Annotated in this window: 17 protein-coding genes; 4 read left to right on the top strand and 13 right to left on the bottom strand. The window is 55.6% G+C overall.

The genetic code is table 11. The features are described from left to right. Positions 1 to 170 precede the first annotated feature (170 nt). The 4 genes from AKL27_RS14790 to AKL27_RS14805 all read right to left on the bottom strand — a co-directional run bounded on the left by AKL27_RS14790 (position 171) and on the right by AKL27_RS14805 (position 4,915). Complete coding sequence (locus tag AKL27_RS14790; protein WP_050463622.1) at positions 171 to 2,063, bottom strand: TRAP transporter large permease; 1,893 nt, start codon at positions 2,061 to 2,063, stop codon at positions 171 to 173. Between the two features lie 103 nt (positions 2,064 to 2,166). Continuing rightward, a complete protein-coding gene (locus AKL27_RS14795) occupies positions 2,167 to 3,183 on the bottom strand; it encodes a TRAP transporter substrate-binding protein (protein WP_050463624.1) in 1,017 nt (338 codons plus the stop codon). Positions 3,184 to 3,289: 106 nt separating this feature from the next. Continuing rightward, positions 3,290 to 3,931, bottom strand: a complete 642-nt coding sequence (locus tag AKL27_RS14800; protein WP_083439065.1) for a glutathione S-transferase family protein — start codon at positions 3,929 to 3,931, stop codon at positions 3,290 to 3,292. Positions 3,932 to 3,934: 3 nt separating this feature from the next. Continuing rightward, a complete protein-coding gene (locus AKL27_RS14805; protein ID WP_050463626.1) occupies positions 3,935 to 4,915 on the bottom strand; it encodes a nitrilase-related carbon-nitrogen hydrolase in 981 nt (326 codons plus the stop codon). 196 nt (positions 4,916 to 5,111) lie between these two features. Here AKL27_RS14805 and AKL27_RS14810 point away from each other — a divergent pair, with 196 nt between their 5' ends. Next, on the top strand, positions 5,112 to 6,050 hold the full coding sequence (locus AKL27_RS14810) for a ketopantoate reductase family protein (RefSeq protein ID WP_050463627.1): 939 nt from the start codon (positions 5,112 to 5,114) through the stop codon (positions 6,048 to 6,050). Positions 6,051 to 6,053: 3 nt separating this feature from the next. Further along, positions 6,054 to 7,112, top strand: a complete 1,059-nt coding sequence (locus AKL27_RS14815) for a tartrate dehydrogenase (RefSeq protein WP_050463628.1) — start codon at positions 6,054 to 6,056, stop codon at positions 7,110 to 7,112. A gap of 31 nt (positions 7,113 to 7,143) precedes the next feature. Here AKL27_RS14815 and AKL27_RS14820 read toward each other — a convergent pair whose 3' ends face one another. Next, positions 7,144 to 7,950 (bottom strand): GntR family transcriptional regulator, encoded by an 807-nt coding sequence (locus AKL27_RS14820; protein ID WP_198155977.1) that lies wholly within the window; start codon positions 7,948 to 7,950, stop codon positions 7,144 to 7,146. 620 nt (positions 7,951 to 8,570) lie between these two features. Between AKL27_RS14820 and AKL27_RS14825 the strand changes: the two genes are divergently transcribed. Then, positions 8,571 to 9,308 (top strand): head GIN domain-containing protein, encoded by a 738-nt coding sequence (locus AKL27_RS14825; RefSeq protein ID WP_050463629.1) that lies wholly within the window; start codon positions 8,571 to 8,573, stop codon positions 9,306 to 9,308. Positions 9,309 to 9,466: 158 nt separating this feature from the next. Here the strand turns inward: AKL27_RS14825 and AKL27_RS14830 are convergent, their stop codons facing one another. From AKL27_RS14830 to AKL27_RS14855, 6 genes are all read right to left on the bottom strand, one after another. Then, entirely contained in the window at positions 9,467 to 11,851 is a 2,385-nt protein-coding gene (locus AKL27_RS14830) for a TonB-dependent receptor (RefSeq protein ID WP_050463630.1), read from the bottom strand. Positions 11,852 to 11,953: 102 nt separating this feature from the next. Next, positions 11,954 to 12,937, bottom strand: coding sequence for a FecR domain-containing protein (locus AKL27_RS14835; protein WP_050463631.1), 984 nt, complete (start codon positions 12,935 to 12,937; stop codon positions 11,954 to 11,956). Beyond that, positions 12,927 to 13,406, bottom strand: coding sequence for a sigma-70 family RNA polymerase sigma factor (locus AKL27_RS14840; protein WP_157056942.1), 480 nt, complete (start codon positions 13,404 to 13,406; stop codon positions 12,927 to 12,929). Before AKL27_RS14840 ends, AKL27_RS14835 begins: the two co-directional genes overlap by 11 nt. A 531-nt stretch (positions 13,407 to 13,937) precedes the next feature. Next, on the bottom strand, positions 13,938 to 14,270 hold the full coding sequence (locus AKL27_RS14845; RefSeq protein ID WP_050463633.1) for a hypothetical protein: 333 nt from the start codon (positions 14,268 to 14,270) through the stop codon (positions 13,938 to 13,940). Positions 14,271 to 14,535: 265 nt separating this feature from the next. Continuing rightward, the gene (locus AKL27_RS14850; protein ID WP_050463634.1) at positions 14,536 to 16,803 is read right to left on the bottom strand and encodes an ATP-dependent DNA helicase; all 2,268 of its coding nucleotides are present in this window, start codon (positions 16,801 to 16,803) and stop codon (positions 14,536 to 14,538) included. Continuing rightward, on the bottom strand, positions 16,800 to 18,449 hold the full coding sequence (locus AKL27_RS14855; RefSeq protein WP_050463635.1) for a VRR-NUC domain-containing protein: 1,650 nt from the start codon (positions 18,447 to 18,449) through the stop codon (positions 16,800 to 16,802). Before AKL27_RS14855 ends, AKL27_RS14850 begins: the two co-directional genes overlap by 4 nt. 329 nt (positions 18,450 to 18,778) lie before the next feature. Here AKL27_RS14855 and AKL27_RS14860 point away from each other — a divergent pair, with 329 nt between their 5' ends. Beyond that, positions 18,779 to 19,411, top strand: coding sequence for a carbonic anhydrase (locus AKL27_RS14860; protein WP_050463636.1), 633 nt, complete (start codon positions 18,779 to 18,781; stop codon positions 19,409 to 19,411). 118 nt (positions 19,412 to 19,529) lie between these two features. Here the strand turns inward: AKL27_RS14860 and AKL27_RS14865 are convergent, their stop codons facing one another. Both AKL27_RS14865 and AKL27_RS14870 read right to left on the bottom strand, forming a co-directional pair. Next, positions 19,530 to 20,465, bottom strand: a complete 936-nt coding sequence (locus tag AKL27_RS14865) for an omptin family outer membrane protease (RefSeq protein ID WP_198155978.1) — start codon at positions 20,463 to 20,465, stop codon at positions 19,530 to 19,532. Between the two features lie 245 nt (positions 20,466 to 20,710). After that, positions 20,711 to 21,445 (bottom strand): response regulator transcription factor, encoded by a 735-nt coding sequence (locus tag AKL27_RS14870; protein WP_050463638.1) that lies wholly within the window; start codon positions 21,443 to 21,445, stop codon positions 20,711 to 20,713. Between the last annotated feature and the right edge of the window lie 35 nt (positions 21,446 to 21,480).

Consider the following 21,480-nt stretch of genomic DNA (forward strand, 5'->3'; position numbering starts at 1 on the left):
CACTTCATGTTTGGCGGCGATCATTTTCTTGACCGTTTCCGGGATCGCCGCGACGCGCGGTTCTCCCTCCCGACTTTCGATTGGAATTCCTATTTTCATGTTCTCTCGCTGTTGCACAGGCAAGCGAGGACAATTCAATTTTCACATTGAATCATCCAGGCCCTTTGTGATTACAAAAATCCGATTGATATCCAGGGTACTGCAACGACAATTAACAAACCGACGATCAAAGCAAGCAAATATCCAACGATTGGCTTCATGCCTTCGACGGGATTAATCTTGCTGATAGCACAGGCCGCGTAATAACCGACGCCAAATGGTGGCGCAAACAAACCAATACCCATTGCAAGAATAACAATCATCGAATAATGAACCTCATGCACTCCCATCTGCCTGGCAATTGGAAACAGGAGAGGTCCGAACAACACAATGGCGGGAATGCCCTCCAAAACACTGCCCAAAACAATGAATGCGAACATGGAAACGATCAGGAACGTGACTCGCCCCCCCGGCAGGTTAGCCATCAAGGAAGCCAGTTCATGCGCGAAACCCGATTGTGTCAATGACCATGCCATACCGGTAGCGGCACCAATAATCAAAAGAATCGCTCCTGATAACGATGCGGTCTCCACCAGCATCGAAGGTATCCGTGACCAATCAAATTTTCGATAAATCAACAAGCCGACGATGATGGAATAGACAATACCAATGGTTGACACTTCGGTTGCCGTAGCAACGCCTTCCACAACTGCCGCCCGGATAATGAACGGCAGCGCTAACGATGGCGACGCAATCAGCAATGTTTTGAGAATCGTTTTTCCGGTTGCCTTGCGAACATGCGACAGATCTTCATTGCGATAGCGATACCACACCACGATGCATAGCATCGAACCCAACAAGACCGCCGGCAGTAGCCCGCCTGTGAATAAAGCTGCAATAGAGACGCCGGTAACAGATCCGATGGTGATTAAAACGAGGCTCGGAGGAATCGACTCAGTTTGCGCCCCGGTCGCGGCCAGCAGCGCGACGAGATCTCCTGGTTTGGCACCGCGCTCCCTCATCTCCGGAAACAAGACAGGTGCAACGGCGGCCATGTCTGCGGCCTTGGCGCCGGAAATGCCGGAGATAAGATACATGGCACCGACCAAGACATAACTCAAACCACCTCTCACATGTCCGACAAGACTGGCCAAGAACGCAACCATGGACTTGGCCATTCCAGTCATCTCAATGAGTAATCCCAGAAAAACAAATAACGGAACTGACAGCAAAATCAAATGAGACATGCCTTCGTCCATTGTGCCGACCACAACCTCCAAGGGAACCGTCGTTGAGAGCGACAAGTATCCGAAGGTCGCAAGCCCGAAGCAAAATGCAATGGGAATGCCGGAGGCAACAGTCACGGCAACAAAGCCCACAAAGAAAATGAGTAAATTGTAGTTGCCGAGTTGAGGCAATGCAGGACTAATCAGATAGAAGCCAAGCATGACAGACAACGTCAGTGAAACCGCAATGCAAGTGGCGGCGTAGTGCTCCTCTCGCAGGAGGTGGCAGATGCCCAGTATCGCCATCAGACCGACACCAATCGGCAGCGCGATAGCACGCCACATTGCAGATATTTCCAGCGCTGGCGTCAGGATGATTTGCTCGTCCATTGCATAGTGAAGCGCGGGCGTAAGCAACATTACGCAGAAAGCGATTGCAGCGGCGGTCGCGACCGCATTCAGGATTCTTTCCCTCGATTTTGAAACCTTATTGACCACAGCCATCATTCGCATGTGGTTTCGGCGCCTGAAAGCAATTACCGCACCCAGCATCGAGAGCCAAAGGAAAAGAATCGCTGATATCTCGTCCGCAGCGACGATTGGCTTATGAAATGCGTATCGGGATATCACGCCTGCAAACAAAATGATTACCTCAGCAACGACCAAGATCGCAGCCAATCCTTCTACAATATTGCCGATGTATTTCTCAAGAGAGGCCGCTAAACGCTGGAAGAACCAGGTTGCGTGCCTTGAGTTGTCAATTTCCGTAACATCCGATTCGCTGGCCGAATGCATCATGTTTTTAATTCCTATCCTTAATACGGCGGATTTTTATTTTCCGGCCATACGGTTGTTGGAAGATGAAGTCGCGGTCTCCAACGACTTCCCTTGAAGTAATATGTCAGGCAAGCTTTCCGGCATATTTCTCCAGCAAACTCCATGCTTCAGGGCCATAACGTTCAGCCCAATCCTTGTAATAGCCAGCCTTGCGTAAAGCCGCCTTGAACTCATCGGGATTGACGTCGTTAAACTCAACTGATTGTGCTTTGAGCCTGGTGCGCCAATCCAGATTGAATTTTTCTGACTCGATACGCTGTGCCACCGCCGCTTCGTTGAAATTTTTGGCAACGATCGTCTGGAGCTCAGGCGGCAACGCTTTCCATGCAGCGCCATTTGCCAACAACCACGATCCATCCCAGAGGTGGTTTGTGAGAGACAGGTATTTTTGAACCTCGAAGAATTTGGCACCCGCAAAGACCGCGAGAGAGTTTTCCTGGCCGTCTACGATTTTTGTCTGCAACGCGGAATAGACTTCCGCCAAATTGATGCTTGCGGGGGATGCGCCAAGTGCTGAAAACAATGACGTATAAGCACGACTGACCGGGACCCGAATCTTGAAACCATTCAAGTCTGCCGGTGTCTTGACAGGCTTGGTACCACTGCTGACCTGACGAAATCCCGTATCCCAGCATTTATCAAATGCAAAGAGACCGGCTTTACCAAAGGCGCCGCGAATGTGAGCCCCCAGATTTCCGTCCAGTGCCGTCCAGATTGATTTGTAGTTGTTAAATGCGAATCCGACGCCACTGATCGCGGCGACTGGCACGAGACTGGATACAATTACGCCTGCGCCCGAATAGAACTGCAAGGCGCCGCTGCGCACTTGCGAGATCATTTGGGTATCTCCGCCCAGGGCACTGTTGCCATAGACCTTGATATCGACCCGCCCGTTTGTCTCTTTCAAGATTTTTTCTGCTGCTGCCAGAGCGTGCGTATGCACGGGAAGATTCTCAGGATACGGGTGCCCCAATTTGTACTGAAATTCAGCTGCCCGCGCCGGCAAGGCAAAGCCGCCTGCCGCAACCAGTGACCCCGTGCCAATTGCAGTTTTTAAAAACGAACGCCTTGTTGTATCCATGTTGTTGCTCCCTTAGTCAAAGTAATTTGAAAAAATGCTTGCACAACACCCTGGCCGGTAAAGGCCATGTCGCTGTTAAAGCGTGATGAGTAACCGAAAGTTTTCGCTAGATAACGATAGGAACCGGCTTGGTTCGTTGCATTGATGGCCTCCGGGAGAAGTCATCGAACCACTGTGCAAGTGCGTCATGCCCGATCCGCCAGTTCAAATGCGCAAATCGGAAGTCAAGATAGCCAAGCGCACACGCTGCCGAAATAGCACCGATATGAAGCGGCTCCTGCATGTAGTGAACATCTTTGTCGAGGAAGTTGATCCCCTGAAGAATGCGCCTGGTTTGAGCATCTATCCATTCGACAGAGCGCTTCGACTCTTCGCGAGCGGACTCGAAGCGGCATAGAAGTGATGCATCCATTATTCCATCTGCAAGCGATTGGATTCTCAATGCAATCCACCGCATGTCATCTGAGATCGGAAATAACGAAGCCTGCGAATGCCGGGTATCCAGATACTCGCAAATGACCCGGGAGTCATAGAGCGACGTACCGTTTTCAAGAGTCAGCACAGGAATTTTCATCAACGGAGCACACCGGGCCAAGTCATCATGCGCCGGCGTCGCCAGAGATACATGCGTTCCCACCTCTGTCGCTTTCAACTCCAGACGCGACATCAACCCTCGCTCAATCGCCAGCAACAACACCTTGCGAGAAAACGGAGAGAGCGAGGTGTAGCGGAGAACCATTGATGACATTGCTCACTCTCCTTCGTAGTTAAAGCGCACGGCCGGCTTGCTTCGGGCATCTACATTCAAGGTAAAGACGTCCGGCCTGCTGTAATGCCCAACCGGATCAAAGTCGAACATCGCTTTGGTAATCATGTTCAAATCCACTTCTGCGGATACGATACCTTCTTGATCCCACAGGGGACCAGCAAGAACCGTTCCCATTGGATCGATGATGCAGGCGCCGCCGCGACAAACTACCGTGTCCGGGTTTTCCGGAAGGTGAACGGGAAAGTCGGAAGGAAAGTCGCTGCGGCGACTGAACTGGTTTGTGGAAAGAACAAAACACCGCCCTTCAAGCGCAATGTGTTGCATGGTTGGAAGCCAGGTGGGGCGCGCATCAGCTGTCGGAGCACAGTAAATTTCGATTTTTTGTCCGTACATTGCAGATCGCATCAACGGCATGTAGTTTTCCCAGCAAATAACGGATCCCAACCTGCCGAGTGGGGTATCAAATACGGGCATTGTCGAGCCATCGCCAAATCCCCACACCAGACGCTCACCACCAGTTGGCATCAGCTTCCGATGCTTTCCCAAATATCCCTGCCTTGCATTGAAGAACAGCACGGTGCAGTACAGCGTTCCACCATCGCGTTCGATCACCCCAATCACTATATCGGTATTGTTTTTATGAGAGATGGCAGCCAAGGTGTCTACCGCCGGTCCGGGAACATCGATCGAAGACTCGTAATAACGACGAAATTCTTCTCTGCCATCCATGGAACGTGAACCGATCACCGTTCCAAACGCCGCGCCGCGCGGGTAGGCGGAAATGAATGCCTCGGGAAAGAGGACCAATTTTGCACCTTTGGCAGCCGCATCCGCAGTAAAGTCGGCGACTTTCTCCAGTGTTTTCGCAACGTCGTAATTAACCGGTGATGCTTGCACACATGCCGCGATGAAAGGGCGTCGCTCAGTGTGAAAGGAATCGTTTGAAACAGATGAATTGGTCATTCAAAAACTCCGTGATTAGTCAAAAAGTAAGTGCCTGACACTCAGTATTGACATGTCAGTTTAAAATGTCAATTGAAAATTCAGCTTTTCTTTTTTAAACTGACATGTCAGAATGACCTGCCAGTTACTCGTTTCGAAGGCTCACCAAAGTGGTGATAAGACCTTTAATTGACTTTCAACCCTCCACGGAGTTTTCATGAAGATTTTGGTTCTAGGTGCCGGTTCAATCGGCGGATATTACGGTGGACGATTGGCACAAGCTGGTGCGGACGTCACCTTTCTGGTGCGGCCCCGACGTGCCGCGCAATTACAACAAAATGGCCTGGTTATTACGAGCGCTTATGGGAATTTTTCCGGACAGGTAAAGACCATTTCACAAGACCAGCTGAAGCCGGATTGGGATTTGATTTTGCTCACCAGCAAGGCCTTTGATTTGGATTCTGCGATCGAGGCAATCCGTCCTGCCGTAGGACCTGACACTGCAATTTTGCCCTTGTTGAACGGCATTGCTCATATTGAGCGCCTGAATAAGGAATTCGGGAAAGAGCGTGTATTGGGAGGTTTGGCAAAAATCGTGGTGACACTGACCGCTGAAGGCGTAATCGCCCATTTGAATGATTGGAATTACATTACATTCGGAGAGCAGAACGGTGAGATGAGTGCACGCGTCAAATATCTCCAGTCTGCCTTTCCGGAGGAGTCTGTAAAAGCCAAGGCGGTGCCAGACATCATGCAGCACATGTGGGAAAAGATCGTTCATCTTTCCAGCGTAGCAGGTGCAACGTGCTTGATGCGTGCCAGTGTAGGAGAAATTGCGCAGGTACCCGGCGGCACCGAGTTGATGCTTCATTTTCTGAATACCAACGCCGCCATTGCAGGCCTCGAGGGATACCCGATCTCCGCAGATTTCATCGCCGAATACACCAGGTTATTCAACGATGTCAGTTCCAAGTATGTGCCCTCAATTCTTCGCGATATCGAACGAAAAAACGCCATCGAGGGAGAGCATATCCTGGGCTTCATGAAAGACAAGGCTGACGCTCATGGACTGGATGCGTCTATCCACCGGCTCACCTGGATGCAGCTTAAGGCTTATGAAATTCGCCGGGCGACAAATCGCCTGACGGAGGGTTGATCCATGAAACGTCACTATCAGATCGCGTTGATTCCTGGCGATGGCATCGGCCACGAGGTGGTTCCTGAAGGAGTTCGTGTAGTCGAAGCAGCAGGTAGCAAGTATGGATTTTCATTGAAATGGGATGAGCATCCCTGGTCCTGTGAATACTATAAAAATACAGGAAAGATGATGCCGGATGACGGGCTCGATAAAATCCGTCACCACGACGCCATCTATCTCGGCGCCGTCGGGTATCCTGGCGTGCCGGATCATGTTTCGCTTTGGGGTTTATTAATTCCAATCCGTAAAGAATTCCAGCAATACGCCAACGTACGCCCGGTTCGATTGATGCCCGGAGTCAAATCTCCGCTTGCAGGCAGAGGCCCTGCCGATATTGACATGCTGATCGTTCGGGAAAATACGGAAGGTGAGTATTCGGCGGTCGGCAACAGGTTCGACGAAGGGACCAGTGCTGAAAAAGTGACGCAAGAAAGTGTTTTCACGCGCAACGGCGTTGATCGCATCATGCGCTATGCATTTGAGCGCGCCGGACAACGTCGCCGGCATGTAACATCTGCGACGAAATCGAATGGCATTGCAATCACAATGCCATACTGGGACGAACGGTTTGCCGCAATGTCACAAGAATATCCACAGGTAAAGTCGGATCAATATCATATTGATATTCTAACGGCCCATTTCGTTTTGAACCCGCAAAGGTTCGACGTCATCGTGGCATCCAATTTGTTCGGAGATATTCTTTCAGATCTGGGGCCTGCCTGCGCCGGAACTATTGCCATTGCCCCGGGAGGAAATATCAATCCCGAACGCGAATATCCATCGATGTTCGAGCCGGTTCATGGCTCGGCGCCAGATATATTTGGCAAGAAGATTTCCAATCCCATTGGACAAATTTGGTCCGGCGCGATGATGCTGGAACATCTGGGGGAATTTTCCGCGGCAGAAGCGATTGTCAAGGCAATTGAAACCGTACTCACTTCCGGCCCCAGAACTCCCGATTTGGGAGGATCTTCCTCTACAAGCGATGTCGGCAAGGCGATCGCCGAAGCATTGATGTAGACGTCAATACGGCCAAAGCCCGGACAACAATCTATTTGGGTTGCCGGGCTTTCTTTGTGACTGGCTTTTTCTTGGATACATTATCATTTTGTGCAACCCCGATGCGCTGAAGACGTTTTGTGCTTGTACTCGCAATATTTGACAGCGCCTCCAGTACACTGCGCTCTGTAGTTTCCGCATGACTCGCCAGCAGTTTTTTCAATCGCGCGGCATCTCTCTCTTCCAACGCGTCGACAATTGCTACGTGCTCATCCTGGCGATGTTTGAAGGAATCCGGATTTACTCCCCGGTGAAAGAGGTACGTAACGATCTGCGCTTGTAATTGAATTTGCCCATACAGACGATCAAGCGTCGGATTCCCCGCGCTTCCCACGATCAGCGCATGAAATTTCACATTCGCGCTAACAAACCGCAATGCATCTTCCGCAAAATTCCTGGAAGAAACCGATGATTTCGATAACTCACTCAATAAATTACGCAAGAGCTTGATATCTTCTGCCTTCGCATTTTTTACAGCGTCGCTAACGGCAAAGGTCTCCAAGTTACGGCGCAGCGCGAAAATCTGCCTCGCAGTATCCTCATCAATGGAATTGACTGTCGTCCCGCTTCTTCCGGCAACGGACAGAAGACCTTCGGCCTGAAGACGTGTAATCGCCTCTTTGACTGGCGTGCGCCCCATTGCAAGGCGTTCTGCAAGCTGAATGACCGAGGTTCTTTCCCCTGGCCGCAACTGATGCGAGAGAATCAAATCAACAATTGCCGTGTAGGCCTGATCCGAGACCGTTTCTGCATTTGGTGCCACTTTTACCGGCATGCCGTTTACTGTTCTGGTGTTCATTGAGTTTATTTTTAGACGTGACAATCTGACATATCAGTGTAAAGCATATTTGCCGACACCGGCATCAACTTGATAAAGGTTGCTTCACGGGCAGCTTCTGGATTTATATCTCCCTGGAGGCTGGAGCGCCTGGTTGATTGCACCGTATGTAGAAAATGGGGATATCGACACCCCCATTCCAAACCGTCGGCATCGAGATTGCAGAAACAACAACGCCATCAGCAGGAAAAAATTCCATCCCTCTTTTAAACCTCTGCGGAATCAATGCGTGCCGTGATACTTATGTAACACTTGGCCCGAATCTCAATCTAGATGCGGTGAAAGGATGATGATCCTTTCGGATTCGAGGTCTCGGCCGGTGCCGTCGCTGATGTGATGCTGACGTCATTTATCAGACACAAAAAATTACACCATCCGGAACCCGCACAGAGGTATGGTGATGTTTTCAACGCCAGATCGTTGTCAGACACTGATCCGCCTTTGGTTGACGGAACCGGCCGGATGTTGCGGGCCGGCACGATACCGGATTTCGGTTACGCTGCACGGCACCCGCAAAGCAGCCTGCCGCAGTCGATATCGCAGAATGAATAAGGTTAGCGGTCACTTCAGAAAGGGCCGAAATGAACAAGATATTGATGGTCGGAAATCTGCTCGCCGCCATGACCATGTCATGCCAGGCCGCAAGCAATGTGGTCGCAGCAGCAAACGGCGCGCCCGGGAGTGATGGCTACAGCGTGGTGACCGGCGGCGGGAAAAACGTGTCCGGCGCTGGTGACAGCGTCACCGGTCACGGTCCGGTCAAGGAAGCAGTGAGACCTGTCACCGGCTTTAACGCGATCAAGATCGAGGGGCCGGTCGATGTCACTTACACGGTCTCGGCGACGCCGTCCGTGCGTCTGTTGGCGCAGGAAAATATCTTGCCGCTGATCACTGTGGACGTCGTGGCTGGTGAGTTGGTTCTGGCAACGAAGCGGGCGTTCTCGACCAGCGCCCCGATACGCGCCTTGATCTCGGGGCCGTCGCCAACCGCCATCCGGATTGACGGCTCAGGCAGCTTTACCGGCGCCGGACTTGCGGGTGCGGCGTTGCAACTGCGGGTTGCCGGCTCCGGAAACATCAATGCGTCGGGTTCAGTGGATACGGTCGACGTTGTCGTGACGGGATCCGGGGACGTCGATATCGGCGGCATACGGGCCAGGTCCGCAGCCGTCCGGATCCGCGGTTCGGGTGATGTGCGCGCTTATGCCGCGCAATCCGCCACGGTAGAAATCGCCGGATCCGGCGATGCGCACATCAAAGGATCGCCACCCAAACGCAATGTGCAACGCGCTGGCAGCGGCGATGTGATTTTCGATTAGCGACAGCGGCGGCAGGTGCCGGCAGTAAAAGACGTTTTGTATTTCAGACTATCGTTGTGTCCGGCTATCCGTCGCCGGGGCACCTTCACAGGTCCGGCAGCAGAAATACCCAATCAGGCTGGCTGCGCACAACGATGTGATGCGTAGCCCGGCCTGCATCAGAAATCGACTTGCGCCGACAGCACAAAGGTGCGGCCGGAAGCGGTACCGACATAACCGTTCTGCATCACCCAGTAGTTCTTGTCGAACAGGTTCTCGATGTTGGCGCGATAGGTGACGACCTGAGCGGCGCCCTTGCTGATGTAGCGCGCCCCGATGTCAGCGCGGGTCCAGCCGGGTACCTTCAGCGCATTGGTGTTGTTGTACCACATGGAACCGGTCTTCGCGATGCGGGTATTCAGCGCCAGTCCTGTCACCCACGGAGTATCCCAATCCAGGCCGAGGTTGAAGTTGTGGTTCGGCACCGCGCCCACTTCCTTGCCATCGGTAGCGCCACCGGCGGTGTGCGATTGCTGGGTGTCGAAGAAGGTACCGCTGGCATTGAAACGCAGGCCGCGCTGGATTTCGCCGTACGCTGCCAGCTCCAGACCGCGAATGCGCGCGCGGCCATCTTGGGTGGCATAGGACAATCCGTTGATCACCTCGGTCGAGCCGTTCTTTTGCTCGATCTGGAACAATGCGGCCGTGGTTGTCACGCGGCCCCAGTCGATCTTGGCACCGGTTTCATATTGCTTGGACTTGGATGGCGCGAACGCCTGTCCCGCGTTGGCGTATTGGGCAGCGGCAAAACCACCCGACGTCAGTGCTGCCGTGTAGTTGGCGTACAGTGACAGATTCTCGAGCGGCTTGACGACCACCGCCAGCACCGGCGAAATGGCCGTCTTGTTGGAGGTTTGCGAAGCGCTTACCAGACTGTGGGTATAGATTTGCTGGCGACGCAAGCCGGCGCTGATGCGCAGGCGATCATCAAATATCTGCACCGTATCGGTCAATGCGAAGCTGGTCAGGCGCACCTGATTTTGCGGGGTTTCGGTGCCGCGCGCAAAGCTGATGGCACCCAGCGGCGCAGGGTTATACAGGTTCGATGTGACGCTGGTCTGCGACAATTTATAGAAGAAATCGGTCTGCTGATCCAGCATGTTGGCGCCCGCGATCAGCGTGTGCTTGATGGCGCCGGTGTTGAAGCGCGTGCGCAAACCGACGTCGGCCGAGGTGGAAGTCACCTTCTGGTCGTAGTAGCCGTTGGTCACGCTGGTAGCGCCTTGCTCCGTGGTGATGGTGGCACGCGGAAAATTCTGCGCCGACTGCGCCACGTGATACCCCACCGCGCCGTAGGCGGTCAGGGTGTCGTTGATGTCATATTCCAGACGGCTGGCAACTGCCTTGTCGTCCGACTGCATGGTGTTGCCCGGATACAGATTGGTCTTGCCCGACGGTGCCTCAGGCACGCTGGTCAAACCGGCACCGAGACTGAATTGCGGACGGAAGTTGCGGGCGTCTTCGTGCTGGGTATAGGCATCCAGACTCCAGCGCACGCGGCTGCCGTTGTAGTCCAGGCCGATCGAACCCATGCTTTGTTGCTGGTTGCTGCCAGACAGGCCGGTATTGCCGTCGGCGTACAGCGCGTTGACCCGTACGCCCCATTCCTGGTTGTCGCCGAAACGACGGCCGATGTCGCCCTTCAGCCCGAACTGGGAATTGGACAGGTAAGTCGCCGTCACACTGGAAATCGGTTCTTCGTGCGCGCGCTTGGCGACCAAGTTAACCGCGCCGCCGATGCCGCCGGCCGGCCCCATGCCGTACATCAGGGTACCCGGCCCTTTCAGCACTTCGATACGCTCGACCATCGCGATTGGCATGCGGGTCAGCGGCACCATTCCATACAGGCCATTGAACGCCACATCGTTGGCTGACATCGTGAAGCCGCGAATCTGATAGCTGTCGCCGAAGCCGCCGTTGCCATTGGTATTGCGTACCGAGGCGTCGTTGGCGATGACGTCGCCAATCGCGCGTGCCTGCACGTCTTCGATACCTTGCGAGGTGTAGTTGGTGGTGCTGAACGGTGTGTCCATCACGCTGGCCGTACCGAGTACGCCCAGACTGCCGCCGCGGGCCAGCAAGCCGCCTGCATAGGGCGCAGTGGGATCGGCACTTTCGGTGATGGTCACGGTGGGCAGCACGGCATTGCTGTTGCTGCCGGCGGTGGCGATGGCGGTCAGCGCGTAGCTGCCGTCGGCATTCTTCACTGCTTGCAGGCCAGAGCCGGACAATAAAGCAGAAAAACCTTCGGTCACGGTATAACGGCCGGCAAGGCCTGCGGTCTGGCGCTCACGGGTGATGGATGGATCGAACGACAGCAAGACGCCGGCACGCCGGGCGAAGCTGTTCAGCACCTGATCCAGCGGGCCGGCCGGAATGTCATAGGCCTGGCGCTGGCTATCGACGGCTTGCGCCTGCAGGCTGACCATCGGCATCGCGAAGACGGCCAGTACGGCCAGCCGGGCCAGGGTCGGGCGGGAAGGGAAACGAGGCAGGGTTTTCATAGGTTTGTACGGTGATTTGCAAAGGTGCTATCAAGTAAACCGAATGCGCCGCGAAAACCTGCAGAAGAAAATTGAAAAAGATTTCTGGCTTTATTTTTGGCCTCAGGCAGCGGGGCGTGGACGCAAGGTGATCCAGTAGGAAGTGAAGGTATCGATTTGCACCGGCAAGGTCCGCGCAATCGCAGCCAGGATGCGCGCGGGCTGGTCAATGGGGAACACGCCCGAGATCGGCAGGCTGGCGATGGCCGGGTCGCAGCGCAGCTTGCCGGGCATGTTGCGGTCCAGTTCAGCCACCAGTTCACCGAGCGGCATGTGATTGGCCACGATGACACCATCGGTCCAGGCCACCGTTTCTTCCTTGGCCGGCGACACATCGCCGACCAGTCCGCGCCGGTCGAACAAGGCCTGGCGCCCGGCATCGAGACGAATCGCACGCGAGGTCGCGACGGGATGAAATTCCACCGCTCCTTCGAACACCGCGATCCGCATACCGGCCTCGCTGTCACGCACCTGAAAGCGGGTGCCCAGCGCGCGTGCCAGACCGAGCCGGGTATGCACCACCAGCGAACGATATGCCCGACCGCGTTCATGCGCCGTAGTCACCAGTACTTCACCACGATGCAGACGCACCAGGCGGCACTGTTCGTCATAGGCTGTGTCGATGGCGGTGGCGGTATTGAGTTCGACCACCGAACCGTCGGCCAATACCACGCGCCGGCGTTCTCCGGCGCGGGTCGAATATTCAGCCATCAGCGCCCGCCATGGCACTGCTTCGCTGCTACCGGCGGCCACCAGACCGACACCCATGGCCACACACAGGGTCTTGACGGCGAAGCGGCGGTTGTTGCGATGGCGCGTATCGCCGTCGCCGATGCTGCCATGCGCCAGCGCGCTGGGCAAAGTGGAGACGCGTTCACTGAGCGATTGCAGCCGCTGCCAGGCCAGTTCATGCCGCGCTTCCGCAGCGCGCCAGCGGCGACAGGCTTCGCGTTCTTGCTCGGTGGCGGTGCCGGATTGCAGTCGCACCATCCAGTCGATGGCGAGCATCACGATTTCGCCGCCCGGGGCAATGCTGTCAGTCGCCATACTGGACCCGGTAACAGGCCACGAAGGCGCGCTTCATGTATTGCTGCACCGAACTCAACGAGACGTCGAGGCGCGTGGCGATTTCGGCATAGCCGAGGCCGTCCAGTTGCGACAACAAAAAGGCGCTGCGCACCTTGGCCGGCAACGCGGCCAGCATGGCATCGATTTCATTGAGGGTTTCCAGCACGAGCAACCGCGCCTCTGGTGACGGCACGTGTTCCGGTGGCAATTGCGTCAGCATCTCGAGGAAGGCGGCTTCCAGTGCGCAGCGACGAAAGTGATCAATCACCAGGCCGCGGGCGATGGTGGCCAGCAGCACGCGCGCTTCATCCAGGTAAAATTCGCGGCGTGACACCATGATACGGACAAAAGTGTCCTGCGCCAGATCGGCCGCCAGTTCCGGATTGTCGGTGCGGCGACGCAGCCAGCCCAGCAGCCAGCGATGATGGCCGGTGTAGAGGCCAGTCATGTCTGGGTAATGGGAGTGAACAGCGTCGGTCATGACGGCAAAAGTAATGAGAATGGTTCTCATTATAATCAACAGCCGGCCTTCGCGCCAACGGGCGCGCAGCCTTAGTTGTTTTTTTCGAACACCCGGTGCGGCGGCTATTGGCCGCCGCAGGTCAAGGGCGGACCGGACTTGCGCCGTGACGAAAGCAAAGGCTTTCGACAGAATTCAACAATCAAGGGGTCAGCAACGCAGGCGATATTCATGTATGAAACCAGCAGAGAGTAAACAGCGTGATGGGCGCGAAAAATTGTTCCGCTTGCGCAGCCAGGCATTCCCTCCTTTGAAATTTCCCTCTTCGGTGTTGAACACACGCGAAGCACCTTCTCTTGCCCATTTGCGTCCGCTAAGAGACAGCGACCAATTTGAGATACGTCGACAGCACCGCCGCCAACGATCAGGCCTGACTGAGACAAATGCATAAAACGGGGAATACCGGACGAACGATTTTTCGTTCATGCCACATTCCGGCCATCCCCGGTTCAACGCCGCTTAGTGTCCCTTGTTCATATCAGTCTTGGGTTGCGGCTGAGCGAGCTCAGCATTGCGCTCGGCGGTCGCGGCTTTCTTTTGCGCCTTCATCTCTTGCTTGGCAGCCTTCTTGTCAGCCTTGCTTTGCTGATTGATCGACTTCTTGTCCGCCTTGTACTCGGCCTTGGCATCGGCATCGGACTGACGCTTCTGCACATACGGATCATTCGATACGCCATTGGCGGTCGACGCGGGAGCGACCATGCCTGGCGAAGCAGGTACTTGTGTCTGGGCCATGGCGCCACCAGTAACGGCCAGCATGGCAGCGGTAATGATGAGTTGACGCGTCTTCATATGTGAATCTCCTTCTGTTTGATTTCAATATTCCGTCACACTGACAGCGGGGACCCTCCAATGTCTGACAGACATCGCCGGACACCGCTACCAGTAAGGCTTTTCGACGGGCACGTATGAATAGAAGGGGGAAATCCGGAATGGTTCAACCCGATTTGAAAGTGTCTGTTAAACCGCTTGCCTGCGGCTTTTTTGTCACGCTCTGTTTATCGGCGATGCAGGCAGCAGCGCGATGTCCGAAGACCCGTTCGCGCGCATTTTTTTGTCAGTTGACGCGCCACCATCCGGGCAACAACTCACGCACATCGGCGCGACCAAAGCGGTCATCGATCAAATGGATAAAGCCCCGATCTTGTTGCGTGCGAATGACGCGTCCCGCCGCCTGCACGACTTTTTGCAGTCCGGGATACAAGTAGGTGTAGTCGTAGCCCTTGCCGAATATCAGGTCCATGCGCTGCCGCATTTCTTCATTGACGGGATTCACCTGGGGCAATCCGAGCGTTGCCACAAAAGCGCCGATCAGCCGGTCACCGGGCAAGTCAATGCCTTCCGCGAAGGCGCCGCCGAGAACGGCAAAACCGATGCCTTTGCCACCGTCGGCAAAGCGCTCCAGAAATTCATTCTTTTCAGTTTCCGTCATGCCTCGCGCCTGCTGCCAGACCGGAATGTCCGGATAGCGCTCCGCAAATAACCCGCTGACTTGCTTCAAATAGTCAAAGCTGCTGAAAAAAGCCATGTAATTTCCCGGCGCGCTTGCATATTGTTCTGCCACCAGTGTCGCGATGGGCGCAAGCGAGTTGGCCCGGTCCGGATAACGTGTCGAAATCTTCCGCGCAATCCGCACCGATAACTGTTGTGCATGAAATGGCGATTCGACGTCGATCCAGGCAGTGTCATCCGGCAGACCCAGCATGTCGGCATAAAACTGGTGCGGCCCCAATGTCGCGGAAAACAAGGTCACCGAATGTGCCGTTGCAAAGCGCTGCTTGAGAAATGGCGCAGGGACGATATTGCGCAGACACAGGACTGCGTTCGTGCGGTTGCCGGGGCGACCGTCTTTGGTGATATCGAACATGGAGTGTTCGCCGAATACTTCTGCCAGTTTTGAAAACTGCATGGCATCGAAATAGAAGCGCTGCAGATCTGCATTCATGCTGACCGGTTCTTCTGCCATCAGGTCAGTGATTTCCGTGCCGGCCTGTTGCAAGGCAAAGAGGAATTTGTCGCCAATCGCGTGATGCACCTGATACGCACTCTCCTGATGTCGGTACAGCTCGTTCCATTGCCGGTTGACGCGATCAAGCACGCCTTTCAGCGACTTCGGCGCCGACTTCCGGGCGAACCGGAAACTGGCTTGATCCAGTTCGGCGGAATACATCTTGCGTGCGCGCTCGACCATGTTGTGTGCCTCATCCACCAGAATGGATGCGCGCCATTCGTTTTCAACGGTGAGGCCGTAGAGCATCGCACTGACATCGAAGTAATAGTTGTAGTCGCCGACGACGATGTCGCTCCACCGCACCAATTCCTGACTCAGGTAATACGGACAAACCTGATATTCAAGTGCAACTGCCCGCAGCGTTTGCTGATCCAGCGTGATCGCGCCGACCGCCGCCTGACGCGCGGCAGCGACCCGGTCATAAAAACCTTTTGCCAACGGACAGGATTCGCCATGACAAGCTTTATCAGGATGCTCACACGCCTTGTCGCGCGCGACCAGTTCCAACACTCGCAAGGGAAGCGCCGGCTTGCCCTCCCTCTGGGCCTTGCTGATCAGTTCAATCGACCCCAGCGCCAGACGCCGGCCGGGCGTCTTCGCCGCGAGAAAGAATATCTTGTCGATTTTCTGACCGGGGCTGGCCTTCAACAAAGGAAAAATGGTGGCGACGGTTTTGCCGATGCCGGTCGGCGCCTGCGCCATTAAATGACGGCCCGACAAGGCCGACTTATAGACCGATTCTGCCAGATGGCGCTGGCCGGGGCGAAAATCTGCGTGCGGGAATGGCAATGTGGTCAACGCGGCATCGCGCGCCAGGCGATGTTCGGATTCCTGATCTGCCCAAGCGATGAAACGTTCACATTGCTGATCGAAATACAGTTCCAGTTCATCGGCTGAATACTTCTCCGCCAACATGGTCTCTTTTTGACTGCCGATGTCGAAATAAATCAGCGCAACGGTGATCTCCTTCAACCCGCGCGATTGACACAGCAGCCAGCCATATATCTTTGCCTGTGCCCAATGCAGGTGGCGATGATTTTCCGGCATCGCCTTGAGATCGCCACGGAACGTCTTGATCTCCTCGACCCGGTTGAAGCCGGCATCGTAACCATCGGCCCGGCCGCGTACCTGCAACTGTTTGCAGACGCCGCTCAACGCCACTTCGGATTCGTAATATTTCCCGCGACGTGACACCACCGTGCCATGTCCTGCAATACCTTGCTGCGCTGTCGGCGCCGGCGTAAAGCGCAAATCGAGATCACCGGTCTTGGCGGTAAACTCGCACAGGGTACGGACGGCGACGACGTAACTCACGCGGCCCGCTCCAGCCACTGCACATAAGTCACGGCTACCGGCATCTGGTGTTCGATGCAGTAGTTGATCCAGCGCATCTGATTGTCTTGCAAGCGATCGCCAGGCCCCTTTACTTCCAGCAGGCGATAGCGTTTATCCTGCGGCCAGAACTGGATGAGATCGGGCAAGCCGGAACGATTGGCCGGGATGTCGCGCAAGATGCGTTCAAAATATTTTTTCAAATGCACTGCCGGAATGCACTTCAGGGCCAGCATCAACAATGCTTCATCGAGTACCCCCCAGAATACAAACGGCGATTGAATTCCAGCTTTGGCATGAAAGGTCTGGACGATGGTCTGCCGGTAGCTGTCGTCATCCAGCTGCGCCAAGCACGCGGCAAACAGGTCGCGCCGCTGATGAAAGAAATCAGGATGATGCAAATCTGCCGGGCCGTGATGAAACGGATGAAAGAATGCACCTGGCAATGCAGCGAAAATCGCCGGCCAGCAGAGCAAACCGAACAGCGAGTTGATCAGCGTATTCTCGACGTAGAACACCGGCTGGTCGTCGCCGGAAAGATGCAATTGCACCACCTGCTCAACCGACAACGGCAAGCCCGGATATGGCAACGTCAGGGTTTGCTCTTCGATTGCCGGCGCTGGCAGACGCAGCACTTTGGCATGCCCGAGCTTGCGTCGCAGGCGCGGCAAGATGCGCAGCAACGCCTGCTGCTCCGCTTCATTTTCCGGGCTCTGCAACGCCTGTTCTGATAACGTGAATGCGGCAGCTTCCTGGTCGCTTTTTTCCAGTACCCGGATGGTGCGCAATCTGGCGCCGGGATAACGGCAATGGCGATAGAGCTCAAGCGCCGCCGGCAGCTCGCCACAACGTTCGTACTGATACGCGATGCGATACAGCAGCTTGTTGCGACGGCCTTCCAGCCAGGCGTTTTGGTAAGGAACGGCCGGAACCGCCGGAACGATATCATCCAGCGGCTCGCCGGCATCAAAGCGTTCCCGGCATCGGTGCAGGTGCAGATAGTCGTCGATGTCCTGGCGCGAACGGAAGCCGCGCGAGGATGCCGAGAACTCAACCTGTTCATAGCGGTAAATGCCGAGGTCGGACAGAACGAACTCCGACCAGTCTTGATGGAGATTGCCGAAAAACATCAGACGCAAACGTTCACATAACGACGTCACATTCACTGCATAGACCAGCTCATCGGTATCGGACACCCATTGCGTCAACGGCCGTGCCTCGGCGAACTCATGTTGCAGTTGTTCCAGCAATTCACTTTTCTTGCTCAACTTGCCGGCTGCCGACAGGCGAAATGCAGCAACAATTTCGTCCTTGCGCAACAATCCGAACAATTGCGCGATGGTCAGCGGCGGGTTGCACGTGATCCACCCCGCATCGGCCAGCGGTTTGGCCGCCGCGTCAGGACAACCGATCTCGTCGTAGTACAGCCTGGTGGCACGAAACAGTTCGCCTTTTCGCATGACCATGCGTGTCAGCAATGCGCGTGAAGATTGCGGCAAGGTCGCAAACGCAGCGATAAAGCCGCGCTCTTCGCCTGACAGTAAATCACTGTAGCGCCCGGCGATCCAATCGAGCACGCGCTGGAAATTTTCCAGATAATAGAATTGATGCGGAGGTATTGCAGGCATGGTGCAGCGCTTGTACTGGACGTTATGGTCTGCGATGAATGGCAGAAATGATCGCGTGTGCGTACAACACCTTTTTCACGCACGTTCAACACTATTGTCGTGTTTGAAACATCTCGATGTGCTGTATGCAAACACAGTATATTGACACGCCCTGGAAATCACAATGACTCGCGCTGTTTTATTTTTGGCAGATCGTGAAGTTGTGTTGCCTGGCAGCAAACTATCCGGGTCCGGTGGTCCCGCGCTGTACTGATTCGACGCTGAAGCGGACACGGCCGAGGGCAAATCTGAGCGATAATGACAACTCAAAAACCGCTTCCAACACCAATATGCACGACATCATCAATGGTTTTCTGCGCTTTCAGCAGGAAGTCTACCCAACCCACAAAGAACTGTTCAAGACGCTGGCGACCGGCCAAACGCCGAAGGCGCTGTTCATCTCCTGCTCCGACAGCCGGATGGTGCCCGAGCTCGTCACGCAACGCGAACCCGGTGATTTGTTCGTCATTCGCAACGCCGGCAACATCGTGCCATCGTTCGGCCCCGAGCCCGGCGGCGTCAGCGCCACGGTAGAATATGCAGTGGCCCAGTTGAAGGTGACGGACATCGTGATTTGCGGCCATTCCGACTGCGGCGCGATGACGGCAGTCGCTACCTGCGCCTGTCTGGATCACATGCCGGCAGTCAAGAACTGGCTGCGCCATACCGATGCCGCCCGCATGATCAATGAGTCCCGCAACCACGCGACAGAAAAAGAGCGCATTGACGGCATGGTGCGCGAGAATGTCATCGCCCAGTTGAACAACATCCGCACCCATCCCTCGGTGGCGCTGGCGCTCGCCCAGGGCAGACTGGCCCTCCACGGCTGGGTCTACGATATCGAAACCGGATCGATCGCCGCTCTCGATACCACCAACAACACGTTCATCCCGCTGGCCGAACATCCGGCCACCAAACTTTAAGAAATGCAGCCAGCCAACAGGCCGGCTGCATGCGGCTGACTTGATGGTGACAATGTTCATGCTGTTGGGATGAACCAAGAGTTGCCTGCAAAATCTGCCGGCATGCTCCTTCCCCGATTCAGAACCGATACTTCACGCCGACCGTGACGGCGTAGTTCTTGTTGTCCATGCCGGCGGCATCACCCTCATGGAAATACACGGTGCCGGTATTCATATCCCGCTGCGTGGTGGGTCCGCGTCCTTGCAGGTACTTGTTCCACGAGACTGCGGCAAACAACTTCACATCCGGTGTCACGTGGTAGCCGGCATCCAGATTGATGCCGTAGTAGCGCGAGTTGCCGGAGCGCTCGGTGAAATCCGTGTTGCGCAGGTGATGGGTGTCGTAGTCATCGATCCCGACCCATGGGCTGAACTTGACCAAGGCATTGAATTCCCATTGCTGGTGATAGTAGTGGCCCCGCACTCCCACATAAGGTGCGCGGAACAGCTGGCGATAGCTGATGATCGGCTGGCCAGCCGGAAAATCGCCGCGCGCGGTGCCATTCCAGAAAGAGTAGCTGCCCCCGTAGGCGGTCCAGTTGAAATACGTCTGCTGGTAACCGGCCACCATGCCGATCTTGTATCCGGGCCGCCGCAGCAACCAGGCGGTCGCGCTCAAATCAATTTCATGCGCCGAGTGCAAGCGCGTATCGGGGCTGTAAGAGATATGGCTCCAGTCGCTTTGGCCGGCGATCAACCAGTCATAATCGTGCATGGAATTGGCCCCGGAGGAGATCGCGGTCCAACCGCGCGCATCCACCGTCAACCAGGGATTGACCGACCACGACAGTGCGGCCTTGAGCACCGGCACATTGCTGGCCTTCCAGTCCAGCTGGCTCACCTTGTTGCCGCTGGCTGCGTCATACACATATTCGCGCGACTCAGCCTGCATGCGACCCACACCGACTTCTACGGCGAGGTCACCGGCCTTGTCTTGCTTGAGCATGAGTGTCGATTCCGCTGCCGCGCCGAACGACAACCCTGCCAACATGCATGCCACGGCAGCTCTTTTCATGATTGCTCTCCCTGTTTGTTTGCCCACAGCCACAGATTGCGCGCGCAGCATTGCAGGCCGATGTCAAATCGGGAGGTTGACGTTGCAATTGAAATAAAGCGCAGGCAACCGCAAAGAAAACGCTGCTCAGTGGTTACTGAACGGGATTGACCATGGCCGGCCTGGCGGCAACATGTTTTATTGAGGCGGGTGCTGTTTCTGTGCAGTGTTCCGGCTCTGCCGGTCAATTCGCCGGCTCCGTGTCATCAGCCCCACAGTGTTTCGATCTCGGTATCGAGGAAATAGCCGGCGCCCCGCTCGGTACGCAGCAGCGTGGGATTCTTGGGATCGACTTCAAGCTTGCGGCGCAACCGCAGAATCTGGACATCGATGGCGCGGTCGTAGATATCATCAAAGGCACGCGTGCTCTCCAGCAGTTTTTCGCGCGAAATGATGCGACCCGGGGTACCAAGAAATACCACCAGCAGATTGAATTCGGCATTGGTCAGACTGACGTTGCGGCTATCCGGCGCAGTCAGGCGGCGGGTATTCAGGTTCAGGTTCCAGCCCCCGAACTGGTAGGCACGCGGATGCTTGCCACGCGTGACCGGGGTCTGCACGCTGTGGCCGGCGCGGCGCAGCACGGCGCGCATGCGGGCCAGTATTTCGCGCAACGAGAACGGCTTGGTGACGTAATCGTCGGCGCCCAGCTCCAGTCCCATCACCATGTCGGCTTCTTCGGTGCGGCCGGTGATGCAAATGATGGACATCGTCGTTTCCTGCCGCCAGCGACGTGCCAGGTCGGCACCATCGCCGTCGGGCAAACCCAGATCCAGCAAGACCAGATCGTAGCTCTTTTCCTGTACGGCCGCAGTGGCTTCGGCGACGGTGCCGGTGCCGTCGGCAGTGATGCCATGTCCGGCAAGGTATTCGATCAGCAACTGACGCATGGCCTGGTCGTCATCCACGACCAGGATTTTTGGCGATTGTGTGGTGCTCATTGGTTTTCCGTTGTTTGTCCCGTTCGTCCCGCACG

This window comes from Herbaspirillum autotrophicum, assembly GCF_001189915.1.
Lineage (GTDB): Bacteria > Pseudomonadota > Gammaproteobacteria > Burkholderiales > Burkholderiaceae_D > Herbaspirillum > Herbaspirillum autotrophicum.

Bases quoted from the DNA above. Each gene is read 5' to 3' on its own strand.
- AKL27_RS14790 (WP_050463622.1), bottom strand. From the start codon at position 2,063: ATGATGCATTCGGCCAGCGAATCGGATGTTACGGAAATTGACAACTCA.
- AKL27_RS14805 (WP_050463626.1), bottom strand. From the start codon at position 4,915: ATGACCAATTCATCTGTTTCAAACGATTCCTTTCACACTGAGCGACGC.
- AKL27_RS14815 (WP_050463628.1), top strand. From the start codon at position 6,054: ATGAAACGTCACTATCAGATCGCGTTGATTCCTGGCGATGGCATCGGC.
- AKL27_RS14870 (WP_050463638.1), bottom strand. From the start codon at position 21,445: ATGAGCACCACACAATCGCCAAAAATCCTGGTCGTGGATGACGACCAG.
- AKL27_RS14865 (WP_198155978.1), bottom strand. From the start codon at position 20,465: ATGAAAAGAGCTGCCGTGGCATGCATGTTGGCAGGGTTGTCGTTCGGC.
- AKL27_RS14800 (WP_083439065.1), bottom strand. From the start codon at position 3,931: ATGTCATCAATGGTTCTCCGCTACACCTCGCTCTCTCCGTTTTCTCGC.
- AKL27_RS14795 (WP_050463624.1), bottom strand. From the start codon at position 3,183: ATGGATACAACAAGGCGTTCGTTTTTAAAAACTGCAATTGGCACGGGG.
- AKL27_RS14845 (WP_050463633.1), bottom strand. From the start codon at position 14,270: ATGAAGACGCGTCAACTCATCATTACCGCTGCCATGCTGGCCGTTACT.
- AKL27_RS14830 (WP_050463630.1), bottom strand. From the start codon at position 11,851: ATGAAAACCCTGCCTCGTTTCCCTTCCCGCCCGACCCTGGCCCGGCTG.
- AKL27_RS14840 (WP_157056942.1), bottom strand. From the start codon at position 13,406: ATGACTGGCCTCTACACCGGCCATCATCGCTGGCTGCTGGGCTGGCTG.
- AKL27_RS14860 (WP_050463636.1), top strand. From the start codon at position 18,779: ATGCACGACATCATCAATGGTTTTCTGCGCTTTCAGCAGGAAGTCTAC.
- AKL27_RS14810 (WP_050463627.1), top strand. From the start codon at position 5,112: ATGAAGATTTTGGTTCTAGGTGCCGGTTCAATCGGCGGATATTACGGT.
- AKL27_RS14820 (WP_198155977.1), bottom strand. From the start codon at position 7,950: ATGAACACCAGAACAGTAAACGGCATGCCGGTAAAAGTGGCACCAAAT.
- AKL27_RS14855 (WP_050463635.1), bottom strand. From the start codon at position 18,449: ATGCCTGCAATACCTCCGCATCAATTCTATTATCTGGAAAATTTCCAG.
- AKL27_RS14835 (WP_050463631.1), bottom strand. From the start codon at position 12,937: ATGGCGACTGACAGCATTGCCCCGGGCGGCGAAATCGTGATGCTCGCC.
- AKL27_RS14825 (WP_050463629.1), top strand. From the start codon at position 8,571: ATGAACAAGATATTGATGGTCGGAAATCTGCTCGCCGCCATGACCATG.